Source organism: Neorhizobium sp. T7_12, from assembly GCF_002968535.1.
Classification (GTDB): domain Bacteria; phylum Pseudomonadota; class Alphaproteobacteria; order Rhizobiales; family Rhizobiaceae; genus Neorhizobium; species Neorhizobium tomejilense.
Genome location: NZ_PVBK01000001.1, coordinates 397,004 through 414,151, shown reverse-complemented (window position 1 = coordinate 414,151; position 17,148 = coordinate 397,004). Strand labels below are relative to the sequence as shown.

General features: G+C 63.0%; 20 protein-coding genes. 7 read left to right on the top strand and 13 right to left on the bottom strand.

What is annotated here, in order from left to right:
• Positions 1 to 44 precede the first annotated feature (44 nt).
• Positions 45 to 962, top strand: a complete 918-nt coding sequence (locus C5J26_RS02015) for a DUF4344 domain-containing metallopeptidase (protein ID WP_105400301.1) — start codon at positions 45 to 47, stop codon at positions 960 to 962.
• Positions 963 to 1,033: 71 nt separating this feature from the next.
• Here the strand turns inward: C5J26_RS02015 and C5J26_RS02010 are convergent, their stop codons facing one another.
• The 4 genes from C5J26_RS02010 to galE form a co-directional block, all read right to left on the bottom strand.
• Positions 1,034 to 1,648, bottom strand: coding sequence for an alpha/beta hydrolase (locus C5J26_RS02010; protein WP_105400300.1), 615 nt, complete (start codon positions 1,646 to 1,648; stop codon positions 1,034 to 1,036).
• 26 nt (positions 1,649 to 1,674) lie between these two features.
• Positions 1,675 to 2,607: a VOC family protein gene (locus C5J26_RS02005; protein WP_105400299.1), complete on the bottom strand. Its 933-nt coding sequence runs from the start codon at positions 2,605 to 2,607 to the stop codon at positions 1,675 to 1,677.
• Between the two features lie 143 nt (positions 2,608 to 2,750).
• A complete protein-coding gene (ung, locus tag C5J26_RS02000) occupies positions 2,751 to 3,443 on the bottom strand; it encodes a uracil-DNA glycosylase (protein WP_105400298.1) in 693 nt (230 codons plus the stop codon).
• 11 nt (positions 3,444 to 3,454) lie between these two features.
• Positions 3,455 to 4,444 (bottom strand): UDP-glucose 4-epimerase GalE, encoded by a 990-nt coding sequence (galE, locus tag C5J26_RS01995; protein ID WP_105400297.1) that lies wholly within the window; start codon positions 4,442 to 4,444, stop codon positions 3,455 to 3,457.
• A gap of 142 nt (positions 4,445 to 4,586) precedes the next feature.
• On the opposite strand from galE, the gene C5J26_RS01990 reads away from it, so the two are divergent.
• The gene (locus C5J26_RS01990; RefSeq protein WP_046666743.1) at positions 4,587 to 4,943 is read left to right on the top strand and encodes a YbaN family protein; all 357 of its coding nucleotides are present in this window, start codon (positions 4,587 to 4,589) and stop codon (positions 4,941 to 4,943) included.
• Between the two features lie 11 nt (positions 4,944 to 4,954).
• Here the strand turns inward: C5J26_RS01990 and C5J26_RS01985 are convergent, their stop codons facing one another.
• The 3 genes from C5J26_RS01985 to C5J26_RS01975 are packed head-to-tail and all read right to left on the bottom strand — an operon-like array spanning position 4,955 to position 7,706.
• Positions 4,955 to 5,737 (bottom strand): heme ABC transporter ATP-binding protein, encoded by a 783-nt coding sequence (locus C5J26_RS01985; RefSeq protein ID WP_105400296.1) that lies wholly within the window; start codon positions 5,735 to 5,737, stop codon positions 4,955 to 4,957.
• Positions 5,734 to 6,822: an iron ABC transporter permease gene (locus C5J26_RS01980; RefSeq protein WP_105400295.1), complete on the bottom strand. Its 1,089-nt coding sequence runs from the start codon at positions 6,820 to 6,822 to the stop codon at positions 5,734 to 5,736. The genes C5J26_RS01985 and C5J26_RS01980 overlap by 4 nt, the downstream gene beginning before the upstream one ends.
• Positions 6,822 to 7,706: a hemin ABC transporter substrate-binding protein gene (locus tag C5J26_RS01975; RefSeq protein ID WP_105400294.1), complete on the bottom strand. Its 885-nt coding sequence runs from the start codon at positions 7,704 to 7,706 to the stop codon at positions 6,822 to 6,824. Before C5J26_RS01975 ends, C5J26_RS01980 begins: the two co-directional genes overlap by 1 nt.
• A gap of 163 nt (positions 7,707 to 7,869) precedes the next feature.
• On the opposite strand from C5J26_RS01975, the gene C5J26_RS01970 reads away from it, so the two are divergent.
• Positions 7,870 to 8,217 carry an antibiotic biosynthesis monooxygenase gene (locus C5J26_RS01970; protein WP_046635025.1) on the top strand — a complete coding sequence of 116 codons (348 nt, stop codon included), beginning with the start codon at positions 7,870 to 7,872 and terminating at the stop codon, positions 8,215 to 8,217.
• Positions 8,218 to 8,225: 8 nt separating this feature from the next.
• Complete coding sequence (gene hutX, locus C5J26_RS01965) at positions 8,226 to 8,744, top strand: heme utilization cystosolic carrier protein HutX (protein ID WP_105400293.1); 519 nt, start codon at positions 8,226 to 8,228, stop codon at positions 8,742 to 8,744.
• 289 nt (positions 8,745 to 9,033) lie between these two features.
• On the opposite strand, the gene C5J26_RS01960 is transcribed toward hutX, so the two are convergent.
• Together C5J26_RS01960 and C5J26_RS01955 are read right to left on the bottom strand one after the other, a co-directional pair.
• Entirely contained in the window at positions 9,034 to 9,264 is a 231-nt protein-coding gene (locus tag C5J26_RS01960) for a hypothetical protein (RefSeq protein ID WP_105400292.1), read from the bottom strand.
• A 111-nt stretch (positions 9,265 to 9,375) separates the two neighbouring features.
• Entirely contained in the window at positions 9,376 to 9,564 is a 189-nt protein-coding gene (locus tag C5J26_RS01955; protein WP_105400291.1) for a DUF3008 family protein, read from the bottom strand.
• Between the two features lie 142 nt (positions 9,565 to 9,706).
• Between C5J26_RS01955 and C5J26_RS01950 the strand changes: the two genes are divergently transcribed.
• From C5J26_RS01950 to C5J26_RS01940, 3 genes are all read left to right on the top strand, one after another.
• Positions 9,707 to 9,964: a hypothetical protein gene (locus tag C5J26_RS01950; RefSeq protein ID WP_105400290.1), complete on the top strand. Its 258-nt coding sequence runs from the start codon at positions 9,707 to 9,709 to the stop codon at positions 9,962 to 9,964.
• Between the two features lie 112 nt (positions 9,965 to 10,076).
• The gene (locus tag C5J26_RS01945; protein ID WP_245441036.1) at positions 10,077 to 10,946 is read left to right on the top strand and encodes a nucleotidyltransferase family protein; all 870 of its coding nucleotides are present in this window, start codon (positions 10,077 to 10,079) and stop codon (positions 10,944 to 10,946) included.
• Positions 10,947 to 11,053: 107 nt separating this feature from the next.
• Positions 11,054 to 11,740: a metallophosphoesterase gene (locus C5J26_RS01940; RefSeq protein ID WP_105400896.1), complete on the top strand. Its 687-nt coding sequence runs from the start codon at positions 11,054 to 11,056 to the stop codon at positions 11,738 to 11,740.
• A gap of 209 nt (positions 11,741 to 11,949) precedes the next feature.
• Here the strand turns inward: C5J26_RS01940 and lpdA are convergent, their stop codons facing one another.
• The 4 genes from lpdA to C5J26_RS01920 form a co-directional block, all read right to left on the bottom strand.
• On the bottom strand, positions 11,950 to 13,347 hold the full coding sequence (gene lpdA / locus C5J26_RS01935) for a dihydrolipoyl dehydrogenase (RefSeq protein ID WP_105400289.1): 1,398 nt from the start codon (positions 13,345 to 13,347) through the stop codon (positions 11,950 to 11,952).
• Between the two features lie 15 nt (positions 13,348 to 13,362).
• Entirely contained in the window at positions 13,363 to 14,667 is a 1,305-nt protein-coding gene (locus C5J26_RS01930; protein WP_105400288.1) for a dihydrolipoamide acetyltransferase family protein, read from the bottom strand.
• Between the two features lie 3 nt (positions 14,668 to 14,670).
• Entirely contained in the window at positions 14,671 to 15,684 is a 1,014-nt protein-coding gene (locus C5J26_RS01925; RefSeq protein ID WP_105400287.1) for an alpha-ketoacid dehydrogenase subunit beta, read from the bottom strand.
• Positions 15,685 to 15,898: 214 nt separating this feature from the next.
• A complete protein-coding gene (locus tag C5J26_RS01920) occupies positions 15,899 to 17,131 on the bottom strand; it encodes a 3-methyl-2-oxobutanoate dehydrogenase (2-methylpropanoyl-transferring) subunit alpha (RefSeq protein ID WP_105400286.1) in 1,233 nt (410 codons plus the stop codon).
• Positions 17,132 to 17,148: the final 17 nt, after the last annotated feature.

Sequence of the window (17,148 nt, the reverse complement as noted above, 5' to 3'; positions counted from 1 at the left end):
CGACGCGACAGATCAACACGGCTTTCAGAAAGCAGGCAGGCCCGATGCGACGCAGCCTTCTCCCTCTCGCCCTTCTCGGGCTTTTTGCGCTGCCCATGCCCGGCGCACAAGCGACAGCCCTCACCGACGATCTTCAGGGTCTTTCCAAGCAGCAGGTCGAGGACAGCGTCGAGTTCGCATTCGGCAATGCGCTGTTTTTCCTGTTTCATGAAGCCGGACACATGCTGGTTTCAGAATTCAACCTGCCGGTTCTTGGCCGTGAGGAGGATGCGGTGGACACGCTTTCCACACTGCTCCTGCTGGAGGCCGACGACGAAGTTTTCGACACGGCGCTAACCGATTCAGTCGATGGCTGGACATTTTCCGCAGAGGCCAGCGAGGCGGCCGAACAGGAACTGGCCATGTGGGACGTCCACGCGCTCGACCGCCAGCGCGCCTTCAGCATGGTCTGCATGATGGTCGGCAAGGATGCGGAGAAATTCAAGGAATCGGCCGACAGCCTCGAATTTCCGGAGGGACGCCGCAGGCAGTGCGTCGACGAATATCTGAAAGCCCATGACAGCTGGTTCGGCCTCCTGAAACCGCACCTGCGGACCGACGGGCAGAACAACAAGTTTACGATCACCTACAAGAAGCCGGACAACAAGGAACTCGAGGACTATGCGGACCTGACGAAGACGGCGAAGGTTCTGGATATTCTCGCCGAGCTTCTCTCGGGGCTCTACAAGCTGGAGGACGGCATCAAGCTGACGGCCGCCGAATGCGGCGAGCCGAATGCCTATTGGTCGTCGGGCGAGCGGGAAGTGATATACTGCTATGAGCTGATGCAGTGGCACATGCAGACCGTCGCGAAATACTTCAAAGAGGAAGAGGGCAAAACGGGCGACAGCGAAGAGGCGGTCGACGACGAGAAAAAGCCGACCCTCCAGAATCTGTTCGGCAAGGCAACGGCCCGCTGGTAGAGAGCGCCCGCAAAAATACGCCCGGCATCAGCCTTCACAAGCCTGATGCCGGGACGTTTTCATTGTCGCGTTCAGGCGCCATAGGGCGCAAAGAACTTCTTGGCGGCTTCGATCTCGTTGGGACGAATTTCGTGCCCGCCGCCGTGCCATTCCAATGTCACCGTGTCGCCCTGCCGCCTGAAATAGTCGGCGAGTTCGTCGGTCTGCTGGACGGAACTGATCGGGTCGTGCTGGCCGGCCGTGATCAGAACGCGGGCCTTGGCTTCGGCCTTGCGGTCCTCAGGCTTGAACGGGATCAACGGATGCATCAGCACGCCCGCATCGAACAGGCCGGGCTTCTCGATCATGATATTGGCAAGAATGTTCGCACCGTTGGAAAAACCGAGGCCGAGCACGGTCGAGGAACCGTAGCGCTCGCGGTTGGCGGCGACGAATTCGCTCATACGCCCGGTCGCCCGGGCAAGATCCTCGCAATCATAGACACCTTCGGCCTTGCGCCGGAAGAAGCGCGCGGCACCGTGTTCGGAAATGTCGCCGCGCGGCGAGATCACCGTGGCGCCGGCCAAAAGCCGGCCGCCGAACTCGAAGAACTGGTTTTCGTCACCGCCCGTGCCGTGAAAGACGAACAGGATCGGCGCTCCGGATGCACCGGGACGCGCCCGGTGCACATAACTGTCGTAGCTCATGATGGTCTCCTTGGACGCTGCGCTGACTAGGCGTCCAGCGGTTCGAGATGTTGTTCGAGCGTCGCCCGCAGATGTGAGTGCTGTGCGGGCAGCTTCAGGGCCTCGCCGAGATGGGCGGTATCCTCGTCCCGGTCGAAGCCGGGTTCGTTGGTGGCGATTTCGAACAGCACGCCGCCTGGCGTGCGGAAATAGATCGCCCAGAAGTAATCGCGGTCGATGACCGGAGTGACCTGGTAACCGGTATCCATCAGCGCCTTGCGGACTTCGAGCTGCTTTGCGCGGTTCTCGACCGCAAAGGCGATGTGATGGACCGAGCCGGCACCGAGATTGGCGCGGGCAATGTTCGGCATGGTTTCGATGTCGATGACATCGGCACCGTTGCCGCCCGGCATGGCAAGCCTCAGCACGCCATCCTTGTCGTCGATCTGCTCATAGCCCATGAACTTCAGGAGTTCGGCGGTAGCACTTTCATCGCGAAGACGAAGCGAAGCGGAGTGGAAGCCGCGGATCGCGTGATCCTCGGAAATGCCGTTGCCGACGAATTGCTTGCGGGCATCGTCCTTGACTTCGACGAGCGCGAACCCGTCGCCATCGGGACCGGCGAAATGCAGGCGGTTTTCACCGAACGCCGTATCGGCCTTGATGCCTTCCGCACCGGCTTTCGTCAGGCGGTCGGTCCAGAAACCGAACGAACCTTCCGGAACCGAGAAGAGCGTCGTTCCGACTTCGCCGGTGCCCTGACGGCCGCGGGCGATATGCGGGAACGGGAAATAGGTCATCACCGAGCCGGGAGAACCGACCTCGTCGCCGTAATAGAGATGGTAGACATCCGGAGCGTCGAAGTTGACGGTCTTCTTGACCCGACGAAGGCCGAGCGTGTCGGTGAAGAACTTGTTGTTGGTGCTGGCGCTTGCCGCCATCGACGTGACGTGGTGGAGGCCCTTGATCTGGTCTAGCATTTTAAACCCCTTTTCTGCGGACCGCCTGTGCGGCCTGCTGTTCTGGGGTAAAGATGGTGGAAGGACCGGGAATTGGATAGACGCGACCATCCGAACGCATTGTTCACTCTGCGTAGACGACTATTGGCCAATCGTTCACAGAACTAGGCTTGTTCCGGCAGGCGCCAGTCGACCGGATCCTTGCCGATCGACTGTAGATAGGCATTCGTCTTGGAAAATGGCCGCGAGCCCAGAAAGCCGTTATGCGCGGAAAGCGGCGACGGATGGGCCGACTTGATTACCAGATGGCGCTGCTGATCAACAAACGCCGCCTTCTTCTGGGCATAGGAGCCCCACAGGATGAAGACGACACCGTCGCACTCGTCGTTGACGGCCCGGATCACCGCATCGGTGAACCGTTCCCAGCCCTTGCCCTGATGCGAGGCCGCCCTCGCCTCCTCGACCGTCAGCACGCTGTTCAGGAGCAGGACACCCTGTTCCGCCCAATGTTCGAGGCATCCGTGCCTGGCCGGCGGAATGCCGAGATCCGTCTCCATCTCCTTGTAGATGTTGACGAGCGACGGCGGGGCGCGCACGCCCGGACGAACGCTGAAGCAAAGCCCATGCGCCTGGCCGAAGCCGTGATAGGGATCCTGGCCAAGGATCACGACCTTCACCTCGTCGAGCGGGGTCAGGTCGAGCGCGCGGAAATATTCCGAGCCCTTCGGGAAGATGCGTTTGCCCGCTTCCTTTTCGGCAACCAGGAAGCGGCGCAGTTCGCTCATATACGGGTTGGAAAACTCAGGCCCGAGCGCATGTTTCCAGCTTTCCTCGAGCTTGACCTCGCCTTCCGCCATGTCTTGGCCCTTCAGATCACATGATGGTTAGAGCGGGAATGCCAATCCCAGGCCGAACGGATGATATCGTTCAGGCTGTATTTCGGCTCCCAGCCGAGCACCGCCCGCGCCTTATCGTTATTGGCGACCAGCGATGTGGAATCACCTTCGCGCCGGCCGGTATATTCCACCGGGAACGGTTTTCCGGAAACCGCCGAGATCGCCGCGAGCAGTTCCTTCACCGTCGTGCCGGTGCCGGTGCCGAGATTGAGCTCGACCGTTTCGCCACCGGCGAGAAGGTAGTCGACCGCCCGAACATGCGCGTCGGCCAGATCGAGCACGTGGATATAGTCGCGCACGCAGGTGCCGTCGCGGGTGTCGTAATCGTCACCGAACACCTTGAAACCCTGACGGCGGCCGAGCGCCGCCTCGATCGCGAGCGGGATTGCGTGGGTCTCAGGCGTATGCCACTCGCCGACCCGGCCCTCGAAATCGGCGCCGGCCGCATTGAAATAGCGCAGCATGACCGATTTCAGGTCCCTGTAGGTGCCGTAATCCTTCAGCGCCTGCTCGACGATGAATTTGGTACGCCCGTACGGGTTGATCGGCGCCTGTTTATGGGTCTCGTCCATCGGCACGCGATCCGGCAGACCGTAAGTGGCGCAGGTCGAGGAAAACACGAAGGCTTTCACACCCGCATCGATCGCCGCCGACAGCAGCGTCAGAGCGCCGATCACATTGTTGTCGTAGAAGGCGACTGGGTTCTTGACCGATTCACCCACCTCGATCAGCGCCGCGAAATGCAGCACCGCGTCCGGCTTGTGTTTGGCAAACACCTCGTCGAGCCGGGCACGATCGCGGATATCGCCCTCTTCCAGCTCACCCCAGCGCACGAATTCCGCATGCCCGTTGGAGAGATTGTCGAAGACGATCGGCTGATAACCTCGCTCGGCGAGCACCAGGCACGTATGGGAGCCGATATAGCCGGCCCCGCCGACCACGAGTACTTTCTTCACTGACATCATTTCCCCTGCGGTTATTGAAGCCGGCGGCACTATAACCGGCGGCGCCTAAATGGGAAGGGCGGACGAGCGTCAGAAATTTGGATAGAGACGCCACTTCCGAACTTGTCTATCGTAGTCAGGATATTCCATAGGTCATTTCATGCGTCTTCTCTTTCTCGCCCTCGGATGGCTGTTCGTTGCAATCGGCGTTGTCGGGGCTTTCCTGCCTGTCCTGCCCACCACCCCGTTTCTCCTACTGGCAGTTGCCTGTTTCGCCCGCTCTTCGCCGCGGCTGGAGGCATGGCTGCTCGAGCACCCGAAATTCGGGCCGTCGCTGCGCAGCTGGCGGGAAAAGGGTGCGATCGCACGGAAGGCGAAGATCGCCGCCATTTCGCTGATGGCGGTGAGCTACGCGGTGTTCTGGTTCGGCACCTCGCCGCCGTTGTGGCGGGCGGCGCTGGTGGCCGCGGTCATGCTCGGCTCGGCGACCTTCATCGTCACCCGCCCGGACACCTGACCATCCAATCGTCAGCGGTGTCGCGACTGCGGCAATACGTAGGGGATGTGGGCTGCCGGCAGGCGGCCGACGGCACCGGTTATTCCATAAACGCTGGCGATGATCTCGTCGTTCACCGTTTCCGTGCATGCGCCTTCCGCCGCCACCCGGCCGTGGTTCAACACCACGAGATGGTCGGCGAACTCGGCAGCCAGGTTGAGGTCGTGCAGGATGGCGAGCACGATCCCGCCGGCATTGGCGAAGTCGCGGGCGATTTCCAGCACCGAGATCTGGTGCCCGAGGTCGAGGCTGGCAGTCGGCTCGTCGAGGAACAGCGCCCGCGGCACGCCGTCCGCGACCGGCTGCGGCACCTGCGCGAGTGCGCGCGCAAACTGCACCCGCTGCTGTTCGCCGCCCGACAGCGACGGATAGGGCCGGCTTTCAAAACCGCGCAAGCCCACGCGTGACAAGGCTTGCCGGCCCTGTTCGGTCGGATTGAGCGCCCCTTGAGCAACGGCGCCCATCCGGACGATTTCGAGCGCGGTGAACGGAAAGGCGAGCTGCGTCGCCTGAGGCAATACCGCCCGGCGCTTGGCAAGTTCGACCGGCTGGCAGAGGTCGACGCTGGTGCCGTGATAGCTGACGAAACCGACATCGGGTTTCATCTCTCCGGAGATCACCTTCATCAGCGTCGATTTGCCGGCGCCGTTCGGACCGATGACGACGGTGAAACGCCCCGCTTGGAGATCGAGGCCGACATTGTCGAGCAATTTGCGGCCCGAGCGGGTGACGGTGACATGTTCGGCGGAAATCATGGCATGTCCCGCGTGGTGATGCCGTTTTTACCCAGCAGCAGGAAGAGGAAGACCGGAGCGCCGAACAACGCGGTGATGACGCCGATCGGCAGTTCCGCCGGAGCAGCGACGGTGCGCGCGACGCTGTCGGCAACCAGCAGCAGCGCACCACCGCCGAGCGCCGAACCCGGCAGCAGGAAGCGGTGCGACGGCCCCATGACGAGGCGCAGCAGATGCGGCACGACGATGCCGACGAAACCGATCGAGCCGGCGACAGCGACGGTCGAGCCGCAGGCGGCGGCGACAGCGACGATGACGATCTTCTTCAGCCGCTGCACCGGTATCCCCATATGGAACGCGGCCGCATCGCCAAGCACCAGCGCGTCGAGCCCGCGCGCCACGAAGGGCATGATCACCATCACCGCGCCGACGAAAGGCAGGATGGACAAGACCCGGCCGAACGTGGCGCCCCCGAGCGAGCCGAGGTTCCAGAAGGTGATGTCGCGCAGCTGCCGGTCGTCGGCCATGACGATCAGCAGGCCCATGAGCGCTGCCGAAAGCGCGCCGATCGAGATGCCCGACAGGATCAGCGTCGTCGTCGAGGTCCGCCCGTCGCGGGTGGCGATGATGTAGAGTGCCCAAGTGTTGAAGAGACCGCCGAAGAAGGCCATCAGCGGCAGGAACTGGTTGCCGAGCACCATGGCGACCGGCGCCAGGATGCCGTTGCCGAGCACGATCGCCGCAACGGCGGCAAGCCCCGCGCCGGAAGTGACCCCGACGATGCCGGGATCGGCAAGCGGATTGCGGAACAGGCCCTGCATCATCGCGCCGGAGACGGCAAGCCCGGCGCCGACCAGAAGGCCAAGCGCGGTGCGCGGCAGGCGGACCGCCTCGAGGATCACCCGGTCCTGGGTCGAAAGGCTGGCGCTGTTACCGGTCGCGTAGGTCCAGAGATCACGCAGGCCGACGCCCGTCGGGCCGATGCCGAGCGAAAGCAGGCACGCGACAAACAGCATCACCGCCAGCAGAAGAAGCACGATGACGCCCTGGCGCGTCCGGTCTCCATCGGCAGCAACGCGGAAGGGCATCGCCAGCGCCTTCATCATCAGTTGATCGCCCCGGGATAGATCCGGGCCGCGAGCGAGCGGGCGGCCTCCGGCGTACGCGGGCCAAAACCGAGCAGTAGCAGGCCGTCCATGGTGACCAGCGCCTTGTTGGCGGCAGCCGGCGTCGTCTGCATCGACGGTATCGCGAAAACCTGTTCCGGCGTGATCGTGTGGTCGCCGCGCGACATGGAAAGCACGACATCCGGCTTCGTGGCGATGACGGCTTCGTCGGCAAGCGGCTTGTAGCCGTTGATCGTCGGCGCGGCATTGATACCGCCGGCCATTTCGATCACGGCGCCCGCTTCCGTGTCGGCACCGCCGGCCATGACGCGGTTATTGGCAAGCGACAGCACGAACAGAACCTTCTTTTTCGGGCCGGGGATCCTGGCAACGTCGGCGGCGAGTTTCTTCAGTCCGTCTTCCGTCTTTACGGCAAGGGCGTCGGCCTTGCCGGAAAGCCCGACCGCCGCACCCACATCGCGGATCTTCCTGCCGATCGCATCCACCTTCGGCGGCGTCGGGATGACGACCATCGGCACTTCGCTGGCCTTCAGGATCTCGATCACCGGCGGCGGGCCGGAACCCTCCTCCATCAGGATCAGGTCAGGCTTCTGGCCGAGAATGCCCTCCGCAGACAGGGCGCGCATGTAACCGACATCGGGCTTGGAATTGGCCGCATCCGGATAGAAGCTCGTCGAGTCCCGTGCTACGATCCGGTCCTCGGCGCCGAGTGCATAGAGGATCTCGGTGATCGTGCCGCCGATGGAGACGATCCGCTTGGCTTCCGGGTTGCCCTTGTCGGATGCAGCGGCAACGCCCGCGACGAGACCGGTGCCCAGGAGGACGGCTGCGAAAAGCCCCCTCAAGGTGAAGGAAGACCCCATGATACTCTGCTCCTTGTCTGCCCAAACCGAGGCGCAACAGGCCTCAGGTCCGCCTAGCCGGCGGCGATAACTTGAGTTGACTACGCAAGTTTTTTAGGCTTTTCAAGGGGACCGGCCGCAGATATCTTGAGTCAAAAGTGAAACTTTAAGTGAGGGACTATCCATGTATATCGCGATGAACCGATTCCGCGTCGTGCCGGGCTATGAAGAAGCGTTCGAGGCCATCTGGCGCGGTCGCCAGGGCCGCCTCGCGGAGCTGCCCGGTTATGTCGAATTCCACATGCTCAAAGGCCCCAAGGCTGAAGATCACACCCTCTACGCATCCCATACCGTCTGGGAAACCTTCGAGGACTTCCAGGCCTGGACGAAGTCGGAACAGTTCCGCGCCGCCCATGCCAAGGCCGGCGAGAACCGCGGCAAGGTCGAATATCTGTCAGGCCCGCATTTCGAAGGTTTCGAAGTGATCATTCACGAAGACAAGAACGGCGTACGCGCCGACGTAGCAGCCTGAGGCTCCTGATGAACGCCGTTTCCGAAATCAAGCCGGACCGTCGCGAACGGGCACTCGCCGCGTTGGCAGAGAAGCCCGACGGCGTCGTCGAGGCGATCGCCGCCAAGGCCGACGTGACGCCTGCCGAAATCCTCGAAATCCTGCCGAAGGGCGCGGCGGTCATCGCCGACAAGGAGAGGTTTGTGGATATCTGGGCCGAGATGACCACCTGGGGCGAAGTCCTGTTCATCGTTCATACCGAAGACATCGTGCTGGAAGCCGAAGGCAGCCTGCCGATGGGTTCGGAAGGCCATGGCTGGTTCAACATCCACGGCGACAGCCCGATCGGCGGTCACATCAAGAAGGAGAACTGCGCCTCCGTGACCTTCGTCGACCGCGCCTTCCACGGCCGCCGCTCCTGCTCGGTCTGGTTCATGAATGCCAGGGGTTCGGCGATGTTCAAGGTCTTCGTCAAGCGGGATGCCGCGCGCGAACTGATCGCCGAGCAGCTTCAGAAGTTCGAAGCACTTCGCGACAGTTACGCCTGAGCCTCAGCGATTCTGTGAGTTTTGATGATTCGGGCGAAAAATAACCGTCCGAATCACTTGCCGGGCGGAACCTTTCGTTTTCCCCTGCATTGGGGGCCGTGGCAGGGCTTGCGGAGTGGGTTGGCTGCGTGATGATCGTTTAGCCAAGTGCCGCCCTTGAAGGTGGTTGTCATGAGAAAGAGGCGCCGCCGCGCCCATAGGCGGACCGATCGCTTGTGAGAGGCAAGCGATCTTTTAGCGGCGCGGCGCGCTTCAACGATCTTCAGGTCTCATCGGCCCTAAAAGCCGCCTAGAGGGCCGGCACCCATTTCCAGAAAACGCCTTCCATCCGCTCCGGATAATATTTGAATTCGCATTCGAAGCGGCGGCCATAGGCCTCGGCCGCCTTCAATGCCGCGTCGCTCACCGGCTTCATGCCCGTTCCCGGCGCAAACCAGTCTTCCATCAAATCATCGGGAATGTAGACGCCGATCCTCAGCGGCAGGGCAGTCAGCGTGGCATCGAGTTCTTCAGGCGGCATGGCTTTCTCCTCCACGAAAAGGCGGGCGCTCCGAAGAACGTCCGTCTTTCCGGGAAGTTCCGGTCTCGGACCGGCAGCCAGATTTGGGCGTCGAGGCAAACCGGCATCCCGTCAGTGGTGGGCGGTGTGATCCGGCTTGCCCTTGCGCTTGGTCGAGGCGAAATCCTCGAGCTGCTTTTCGCTCATGGATTTCTCCATGCCCTTCGAAGCACCCTTGAGTTCGCTCTTCTTCATGTCGCCGCGTTTCGCAGCAAGTGCGGCACCGGCCGCCTTCTGCTGTGCTTTGGATTTCGCTGGCATATCTGCCTCCTGTTATACTTCTCATCCAACACCGCAGGCTCATGCTTGGTTCCCTGCCCGGCGGAACCTCTCTGGCATCGGCGTGTTCTGGATGGAGAGGACGTTGCCGGAACAGGCCCGAACTTGATGAAAGGAACATCCCATGGATGCCGAACGCAAGATCGACAACGACAAGGAAGCTGAACGCTTTGAAACGGATGGCCGGGAGCGCGCCGAAGACGCGCTTCACGCGCAGATGGACATGACCAACCAGGAGGCGGTCAAGGAAGCCTCTCGTCTCGGCGCCGGGGACACCTACATGGTGGAAACCGATCTGGAAGACCTCGACGAACGTGAGGACTTGGACCAGCCGGACGGCCGCCCCAGCCCCATGGCCAATGCCGATAATCCCGAACGCTGACGCCCCTCCCACATCTCGCAAACAATTCGAAGCGGAACCTCCGGGCATGCCCGGGTGTTCCTCTGCGCGAGTTGAAGATTTGGTGCGCGAGTTGAAGATTTGGAGATTCTCGATGAATGCTGAAGCGAATGCCGCGCAGAACCTGCCGAGGGAGAAGGCCACCCATCCGGTCGACACCATGCCGGGGATGGAGGTGAAGGCTGCGCCGACGCTTGCCGACGCGGATTCCGAAGCCTTTGTCGCCGAAGCGGTCGAGGATCTCGCCAACTGCCATATCCCGTTCCTGCTGGCCGGCACGTTTGCCATCAGTGCCTATACGGGCATCACCCGTCAGACGAAGGATCTCGACATTTTCTGCAAGGCCGGCGACTACGCCCGCATCCTCGCCCATTTCAAGGACAAGGGTTATCATATCGAGGTCGAGGACGACCGCTGGCTCGGCAAGGTGAAAAAGGGCCGGCACTTCTTCGATGTCATCTTCGCCGCGTCGAACGGCACCATGCCGATCAGCGATGCCTGGTTCGAAAACGCCCGCCAGATCGAGATGAACGGCCACAAGGTGCGCATCATCGCGCCGACTGAACTCATCTGGTCGAAATGTTTCGTGCAGCTCCGCCACCGCTATGACGGAGGCGATATCGTCCACATGATCCTGCGCGCCCATGACCAGATCGATTGGGAACGGCTGCTGAGCCATATGGAAGTGCATTGGGAAGTGCTGCTGATCCACCTCCTGAATTTTCGCTGGATCTACCCGACCGAGCGCGACAAGGTCCCCGACTGGCTCCTGGACGAGTTGCTCGACCGCCTGAAGGCGCAGCGCGAACTGCCGCTGCCGCAGATGAAGATCTGCCGCGGCCGCATGTTCAGCCGCGTGGATTTCGAGATCGACGTCAAGGAATGGGGTTTCGCCGATGTCGGCGGCGAAGGTGACCTTCGCGACGGCGTCGAAGAGGAAATGGCCCAAGGAGGCTTAGCGTGAGCAAAGCGACAGACGCGAAGAGCGACACCGCCCAGACGGAAACAAAAAAGGCTGACACGACCAAGGCATCCACCAAGAAAGCGAACGGCAAGCAGCGGATCGCCGCGATGGGCGACCTCCACATCAAGGAGCACGGCTCGGCGTCCTACAGGGAGCTCTTCAGCGAGATTTCGCAAGCCGCCGATATCCTGGTCCTGACCGGCGATCTGACCGATCTCGGCAAACCGAAGGAGGCGGAAATACTGGCCGCCGACCTGCGCTCCTGCTCGATCCCGATCGTCGGCGTGCTCGGCAATCACGATTACGAATGCGGCTGCGTCGAGGAGGTCACCCATATCCTGAAAGATGCCGGCATCCACCTGCTGGAAGGCGAGGCCGTCGAGATCAATGGCGTAGGCTTTGCAGGTGCCAAAGGTTTCGCAGGCGGTTTCGGCCGCCACATGCTCGGGTCCTTCGGCGAGCCGGCCATCAAGGCGATGGTCACCGAAAGCGTCGAGGAAACCATGCGGCTCGAAAACGCGCTGCGCCAGGTTCGCTCGGAGCGGGCCATGGTCATTCTGCACTACGCACCGATCCGCGAGACCGTGATCGGCGAGCCGGAGGAAATCTACCCGTTTCTCGGCTCGTCGCGCCTTGCCGAAACCATCGACCGTTTTCCGGTCTCCGCCGTGGTCCACGGCCATGCCCATCGCGGCACCTATCATGGAAAGACCCCTGGCGGCGCGCCGGTCTACAATGTCGCCTCGCATATCGAGAAGCCTACGGGCAAACCGTATGCGCTGCTGGAATTGTAAGGACCATCTTTGTTGAGATAGCCCCTCATCCGGCTGCCGCCACCTTCTCCCCGTTCTAACGAGGAGAAGGGATATGACACGCCCTCTGCGCCAATCAACTTGGCTCGGGCAATGCCGGAGATAGAGGAAAAACGGCGCCGCGAATTTCCTTCTCCCCGCAGGCGGGGAGAAGGTGCCCGACAGGGCGGATGAGGGGCAGACCCTTCGCTTCAAATATGCAGCGCATGCCCCAGTGCCTTCATCGCCGCCTCCGCAAAAGCCTCGGACTGCGTCGGATGCGCATGGATCGTCCCGGCGATATCCTCCAGCCTCGCCCCCATCTCGATCGCCAGCCCGAAGGCAGCCGAGAGTTCGGAGATTCCAGCCCCGACCGCCTGGATGCCGAGCACAAGGTGGTTGTCCCCCCGCGCCACGATGCGGACGAACCCTTCCTCTGCCGATAGCGTCATCGCCCTTCCGTTGGCGGCAAACGGAAACTGCCCGACCTTGATCTCGCGGCCCTGCGCCTTCGCCTCGTCCGGCGACAGGCCCACGGAAACGATTTCCGGATCGGTGAAGCAGACGGCGGCGATGGCCCGCTTGTCCCAGGAACGGCGCTTGCCGGAGACGATCTCGGCCACCATCTCGCCCTGCGCCATTGCCCGGTGCGCCAGCATAGGCTCGCCGGTCACGTCGCCGACCGCATAGATGCCGCGCATCGAGGTGCGGCACTGCTCGTCGATCTTCAGGAACCGGCCGTCCATGTCGAGTTCCAGCTCTTCACGGCCCCAGCCTTCGGTCACCGGCTTGCGGCCAACCGTGACGAGGATCTTGTCGGCCGCGATGCGTTTCTCCTCGCCGGAGCCGGTCTCTGCCATCAGCGCCTCGCCGTTCGAAGACAGGCCCTTGACCTTGGTGCCGAGCAGAACCTCGACGCCCAAAGCCGCGAGCCGCTTGGCGACCGGCTGGGTAAGCTGCGTATCGTAGAGCGGCAGGATGCGGTCGAGCGCTTCGACGATCGTCACCTTCGCTCCAAGCTTGGCAAACGCGAGCCCAAGTTCGAGGCCAATATACCCGGCCCCGACCACCGCAAGCCTATCCGGCACCTCGGTCAGGGACAGTGCACCGGTCGAGGAAATGACCTTGCCCGCGAACGGCAGCATCGGCAATTCGACCGGCGCCGAACCTGTGGCGATGACGATGTTTTCGGCACGGATGACCTGCTCGCCGGTTTCGGTTTCCACCGCGACGGTCTTGCCGTCCCGGAATTTCGCCCGGCCGACGACGATCTTGACGCCGGCCTTCTTCAGGAGACCGGCAACGCCCAGCGTCAGCCGGCCGGTAATGCCGTCCTTCCAGGCCATGGTTTTGGCAAGATCGATAACCGGATTGTCGGTGCGGATGCCCATCGCGTTTTTGCCCGCCGCCATCGCGACCGTCTTTGCAAAATCGTCAGCCGCGTGGATGATCGCCTTGGACGGGATGCAGCCGATGTTGAGGCAGGTGCCGCCCGGTTTCGCCATTTCGACGATGACCGTATCGATCCCCAACTGGCCGGCCCGGATGGCGCAGACATAGCCTCCCGGACCGGCCCCGAGGACGAGGAGCTTGCAGGTGATCTCTTTCATTGTTCTTCTCTCACCTCACTCCTCGACGAAGATTAGCGCCGGCGTTTCCATCAGCGCCTTCAAGCGCTGTACGAATGTCGCGGCATCCCAGCCGTCGATCACCCGGTGATCGAAGCTGGAGGACAGGTTCATCATCTTGCGCGGCACGAATTGCGCCCCGTCCCAATGCGGCCGGACGGCAAGCTTATTGACGCCGATGATCGCCACTTCCGGATGGTTGATGACCGGTGTCGAGACGATGCCGCCCATCGCGCCGAGCGAACTGATGGTAATCGTCGAGCCGGACAGTTCCTCGCGCAAGGCCGTGCCGTTCTTGGCCGCATCGCTTAGGCGTGCCACTTCCCGGGCGCAGTCGAAGATGTCGCGCGCTTCAGCGTGTTTGACCACGGGCACGACGAGCCCCGACGGCGTCTGCGCCGCGATGCCGATATGCACGCCGCCATATTGGCGGATGATGCCGGCCTCGTCGTCGTAAAGCGCATTGATGCCCGGCTGTTCGCCAATCGCCTTGACCATCGCCCGCATCAGGAAGGGCAGGATAGTGAGTTTCGGCCGGCCGGGCTTCTGGGTGCCGTTCATGCGGGTCCGCAGCTCTTCCAGCGCGGTCATGTCGACCTCCTCCACATAGGTGATGTGGGGGATGCGGGATTTCGACAGCGCCATCTTCTCGGCGATGCGGCGGCGAAGGCCGACGACCTTAACCTCCTGAACCGCCTTGTTCGGCTGCAGCCCGGCAGCGCCCCCCCCGCCGCCGCCCTGGCTGTCGAGGAACAGATCCAGATCCTCATGCGTAATGCGGCCGGCCGGGCCGGTGCCCGGCACCTGTCGGAGATCGACGCCCGCATCCTTCGCCCGAAGACGGACGGCCGGCGGCGCCAGCGGTTTTTCCCCCTCGGCGCGGGGGGCTCCGACATTCCTCGCGGAGGGTTGCACGGCCGATCTTGGCGGCACCGTTTCCAGCGCAGGCTTCGGCCTTTCCACTACCGGGTCGGACTGCTTCTGCGGTTCGACGGACAAGGCTTCGGGCTGGGACAGCGGAAGCTCGATCTCCGGCTCCTCCTCACCGTCGGCGCCCTCGCCCATGGTCCTGATCTTGAGGATGACGGTGCCGGTTGCAATGATGTCGCCGATCTCGCCGTGCCGGAAGGTCACCTCGCCTTCCACGGGCGATGGGATCTCGACCGTCGCCTTGCCGGTCATCACGGCCGCAAGCACCATGTCCTCGTGGACCAGGTCGCCGACGTCGACGTGCCATTCGACCAGTTCCGCTTCCGCGACGCCTTCGCCGACGTCCGGCAGCTTGATGAGTTTTTCCGCCATGTCTCAGGCCTCCATCATGTCGCGCAGCGCCCGGCCGACGCGGGCCGGGCCTGGGAAATAGTCCCATTCCTGCGCATGCGGATAAGGCGTATCCCAGCCAGCGACCCGGGTGACCGGGGCTTCGAGGTTGTAGAAGCAATGCTCCTGCACCAGCGCCGCCAGTTCCGCGCCGAAGCCGGAGGTAAGCGTCGCCTCGTGCACCACCATGCAGCGACCGGTTTTCTTCACCGAAGTGACGATCGTATCGAGGTCGAGCGGCATCAGGGTGCGCAGGTCGATCACCTCGGCGTCGATGCCGCTCTCCTCGGCTGTCGCTTCGGCCACATGCACCATCGTGCCATAGGCGAGCACGGTCACCGCCGAACCAGGCCGCCGCACCACCGCCTTGCCGAGCGGCACCACGTAATGTTCGGCCGGCACCTCGCCGAGCGGATGACCGGCCCAAGACGTCACCGGCCGATCGTGATGACCGTCGAACGGGCCGTTATAGAGCCGCTTCGGCTCGAGGAAGATCACCGGGTCCGGGTTTTCGATCGAGGCGATCAGCAGGCCCTTGGCGTCATAAGGATTGGACGGCACCACCACCTGCAGGCCGCAGACATGGGTGAACAGCGCCTCGGGGCTCTGGCTATGCGTCTGCCCGCCAAAGATGCCGCCGCCGGTCGGCATCCGCACCGTGATCCCGCAGGTGAAATCGCCGTTGGAGCGATAGCGCAGCCGCGCCGCTTCCTGGGTCAGCTGGTCGTAGGCCGGATACATGTAATCGGCAAACTGGATCTCGACACAGGGTTTCAGCCCGTAGGCCGCCATGCCGATCGCCACGCCGACGATGCCGGATTCGTTGATCGGCGCGTCGAAACAGCGCGTCTTGCCGTATTTCTGCTGCAGCCCCTGGGTGCCGCGAAAGACGCCGCCGAAATAACCGACATCCTCGCCGAACACGACCACATCGTCGTCGCGCTCCATGGAGACATCCATGGCGCTGCGGATCGCCTCGATCATCGTCATGCGCGGCATGGGAGGGCCTCCGATGCTGGAACGCCGGAGCAAGCGATCTCGAGGTCGGAGCAAGCCGCCCCCTCACCCGGCCTCCGCTTCGCTCGGCCACCCTCTCCCCGCTGGGGAGAGGAGGATCGGAAACCTCGCGGCATATCCTCTTCTCCCCAGCGGGGAGAAGGTGCCGGCAGGCGGATGAGGGGGAGCCGCGATCGAAGACTTAGCTCTTTCATCCTCACACCCCCGCCTGCTGCCGCTGCCGCTTTAGATGCGGCGGCATTTCCGCGTAGACTCCTTCGAACATGTCCCGCATCGACGGCCTCCCACCGGAATGCAGCGTGCCGTGGCGCTCCGCCTCCTTCTGGGCAGCGACGACCGTGTCGCGAATTTCCGCTTCCATCTGGCGATGGCGTTCCTCGCTCCAGGTGCCGATGCGGATCAGGTGGTTCTTCAGCCGGATGACCGGGTCGCCGAGCGGCCAGGCCTCGGACTCCTCCTTCGGACGATAGGCGGAAGGATCGTCTGAAGTGGAATGCGCGCCGACGCGGTAGGTGACGTATTCGACCAGCGTCGGGCCGATATTGCGCCGAGCCCGCTCCGCCGCCCACTTGGCGACCGCGTGCACGGCGAGATAGTCGTTGCCGTCGACGCGCAGCGACGGCAGGCCGTACCCGAGGCCTCGGGCGGCAAAGGTGCCCGATCCGCCGCGGGCGACGCCCTGGAAGGTCGAGATGGCCCACTGGTTGTTGACGACATTGAGGACGACAGGCGCCCGGTAGGTGGAGGCAAAGACCAGCGCCGAATGAAAGTCCGACTCCGCCGTCGATCCGTCGCCGATCCAGGCGGCGGCGATCTTCGTGTCGTTCTTGATTGCCGACGCCATGGCCCAGCCGACGGCCTGCACATATTGCGTGGCGAGATTACCCGAGATCGTGAAGAAGCCGTAGTCCTTGGCCGAATACATGATCGGCAACTGACGGCCCTTCAGGGGATCGGCATCGTTGGAATAGATCTGGTTCATCATCTCGACCATCGGATAGCCGCCGGCGATCAACAGGCCGGCCTGACGATAGGTCGGAAAGTTCATGTCGCCCGGGAGAAGCGCCTTGCGGAAGGCGCAGGAGACCGCCTCCTCGCCGAGATGCTGCATGTAGAAGGACGTCTTGCCCTGCCGCTGCGCCATCAGCATGCGGCTGTCGAAGACTCGCAGCAGCATCATGTGCTTGAGGCCCTCCATCAGTTCTTCGTCGGTCAGCGACCCGGCCCAGGGACCGACCGCCTCTCCCTCGCGGTCGAGCACGCGGATGATCGAATAGGCGAGGTCGCGAATCTCCTTCGGATCGACATCCACCTCCGGACGCCGCACCGAGCCCGCCTTCGGGATCGGCACGTTGGAGAAATCCGGCTTGCCGCCCGGCCGCACTTCCGGCTCCGGCACATGCAGGCTCAGTCTCTGTCCATCCGTCATTCGTTTCTCCTCCCAAA

Bases quoted from the DNA above. Each gene is read 5' to 3' on its own strand.
- C5J26_RS01960 (WP_105400292.1), bottom strand. From the start codon at position 9,264: ATGCCGCCTGAAGAACTCGATGCCACGCTGACTGCCCTGCCGCTGAGG.
- hutX (WP_105400293.1), top strand. From the start codon at position 8,226: ATGAACGCCGTTTCCGAAATCAAGCCGGACCGTCGCGAACGGGCACTC.
- C5J26_RS01920 (WP_105400286.1), bottom strand. From the start codon at position 17,131: ATGACGGATGGACAGAGACTGAGCCTGCATGTGCCGGAGCCGGAAGTG.
- C5J26_RS01950 (WP_105400290.1), top strand. From the start codon at position 9,707: ATGGATGCCGAACGCAAGATCGACAACGACAAGGAAGCTGAACGCTTT.
- C5J26_RS01975 (WP_105400294.1), bottom strand. From the start codon at position 7,706: ATGGGGTCTTCCTTCACCTTGAGGGGGCTTTTCGCAGCCGTCCTCCTG.
- C5J26_RS01930 (WP_105400288.1), bottom strand. From the start codon at position 14,667: ATGGCGGAAAAACTCATCAAGCTGCCGGACGTCGGCGAAGGCGTCGCG.
- C5J26_RS02010 (WP_105400300.1), bottom strand. From the start codon at position 1,648: ATGAGCTACGACAGTTATGTGCACCGGGCGCGTCCCGGTGCATCCGGA.
- galE (WP_105400297.1), bottom strand. From the start codon at position 4,444: ATGTCAGTGAAGAAAGTACTCGTGGTCGGCGGGGCCGGCTATATCGGC.
- C5J26_RS01990 (WP_046666743.1), top strand. From the start codon at position 4,587: ATGCGTCTTCTCTTTCTCGCCCTCGGATGGCTGTTCGTTGCAATCGGC.
- C5J26_RS01955 (WP_105400291.1), bottom strand. From the start codon at position 9,564: ATGCCAGCGAAATCCAAAGCACAGCAGAAGGCGGCCGGTGCCGCACTT.
- C5J26_RS01985 (WP_105400296.1), bottom strand. From the start codon at position 5,737: ATGATTTCCGCCGAACATGTCACCGTCACCCGCTCGGGCCGCAAATTG.
- ung (WP_105400298.1), bottom strand. From the start codon at position 3,443: ATGGCGGAAGGCGAGGTCAAGCTCGAGGAAAGCTGGAAACATGCGCTC.
- C5J26_RS01925 (WP_105400287.1), bottom strand. From the start codon at position 15,684: ATGCCGCGCATGACGATGATCGAGGCGATCCGCAGCGCCATGGATGTC.
- lpdA (WP_105400289.1), bottom strand. From the start codon at position 13,347: ATGAAAGAGATCACCTGCAAGCTCCTCGTCCTCGGGGCCGGTCCGGGA.
- C5J26_RS01940 (WP_105400896.1), top strand. From the start codon at position 11,054: ATGGGCGACCTCCACATCAAGGAGCACGGCTCGGCGTCCTACAGGGAG.
- C5J26_RS01980 (WP_105400295.1), bottom strand. From the start codon at position 6,822: ATGATGAAGGCGCTGGCGATGCCCTTCCGCGTTGCTGCCGATGGAGAC.
- C5J26_RS01945 (WP_245441036.1), top strand. From the start codon at position 10,077: ATGAATGCTGAAGCGAATGCCGCGCAGAACCTGCCGAGGGAGAAGGCC.
- C5J26_RS02015 (WP_105400301.1), top strand. From the start codon at position 45: ATGCGACGCAGCCTTCTCCCTCTCGCCCTTCTCGGGCTTTTTGCGCTG.
- C5J26_RS02005 (WP_105400299.1), bottom strand. From the start codon at position 2,607: ATGCTAGACCAGATCAAGGGCCTCCACCACGTCACGTCGATGGCGGCA.
- C5J26_RS01970 (WP_046635025.1), top strand. From the start codon at position 7,870: ATGTATATCGCGATGAACCGATTCCGCGTCGTGCCGGGCTATGAAGAA.